Consider the following 1221-nt stretch of genomic DNA (forward strand, 5'->3'; position numbering starts at 1 on the left):
AGCACCCACGACAGTCAGCATTTCGAAAGGGTCATTGACAAGGCCAACACCAATCGCAATATCTACGCCGACCGAGGCTATCCCTCTGCGGAGCGGGAAGCTTGGCTGAAGGCAAACGGCTATAGGAGCCAGATTCAGCGTAAAGGCCATCGAAACAAACCGTTGTCCAAGACTCAGCAAGGGCGAAACCACAGGATTGCAAAGACTAGGGCACGGGTTGAACATGCATTTGCGGCGATGGAACAAATGGGTAGAAAACTGATCCGCACCATTGGACAGGTGCGCGCTAATTTTGCCATGACGATGATGGCAGCATGTTACAACCTAAAGCGGTTGGCGTACTTCCAGAGCGCGTGCATCGTGGCTTTCTGACGCCCAGAATGGGTCAAATGGCCCTAGCCAGGGCAATGTGCGATAGAATCAGTAGCGTGATAATCAAAAAAAATCTAATTATTTAGAATGAAAGCCAAGGGTTAATTGAAAATCTTGAGTTTTTCGAGGTGCCCTTAAGTTTAATTCAGCATGATATATAAATAGTCAAAACCTTATAAATCAAATACAACTTATTGTAATTTAAGAAAATTTATGTTTTTTAGTAACTTGCAGATTAATCATTGCTTTTAAGCCATTTTTAGAATTTTATATGCCTGTGCGAAACTCGTGTTATGGATAAAAAAACCGATGACTGAGCAGGAATAGTTAATTCGTCCTAGGGATAGGATTTAGTGAAAAAGAGATTATTTGCTATATGGTTTGCTGTTTTGTTGCGGTAACATCGTTGCCGTTGTGTGTTAGTTAACAGCAACATTTTCCCTGGTGTTGGCCAGCCTTGCGCTGGTCTTTTTTAATAGCTGAACGTTTACCTTTCGGTATTACTAATTTAAGTGGTATAAATTCAGGTGGGATAATAACTATTTGCTTTAGACTATTTCTTCAATGTGTCGAGAAATACCCCCAAATAAACAATGAGTGCTGGCACTATCATAATGCCGATAACCAGTAGCTCTTGTCCGCCTAAATGAATATTGCCTAGTTCACCACGTTTAAACCTTATTTGTGGGTCAATGACGGCATCGGCATGTGCAAGATGTCCCACTAACATTTCAAAGGCAAACGCTGCACTGATAAACAATAATGTTGTGATTAATAGTTTAATGATGTTAAGTTTCATGGTTAAACCTTTGTGAAATTAGCTTATTTCTTAACGCAAATCGCTTTGGC

Annotated in this window: 2 protein-coding genes; one reads left to right on the forward strand and one right to left on the reverse strand. The window is 40.9% G+C overall.

All coding sequences use genetic code 11. The features are described from left to right. The coding region (locus CBG25_RS12335) for a transposase (RefSeq protein ID WP_290603757.1) at positions 1–372 on the forward strand (372 nt) is incomplete at its 5' end. A 553-nt stretch (positions 373–925) separates the two neighbouring features. Here the strand turns inward: CBG25_RS12335 and CBG25_RS12340 are convergent. Further along, positions 926–1171 (reverse strand): hypothetical protein, encoded by a 246-nt coding sequence (locus CBG25_RS12340; RefSeq protein ID WP_290606136.1) that lies wholly within the window; start codon positions 1169–1171, stop codon positions 926–928. Positions 1172–1221: the final 50 nt, after the last annotated feature.

The organism is Arsenophonus sp. ENCA, from assembly GCF_002287155.1.
Classification (GTDB): Bacteria; Pseudomonadota; Gammaproteobacteria; order Enterobacterales; family Enterobacteriaceae; genus Arsenophonus; species Arsenophonus nilaparvatae.

Coding starts and splice junctions, on each gene's coding strand:
- CBG25_RS12340 (WP_290606136.1), bottom strand. CDS start 1,171: ATGAAACTTAACATCATTAAACTATTAATCACAACATTATTGTTTATC.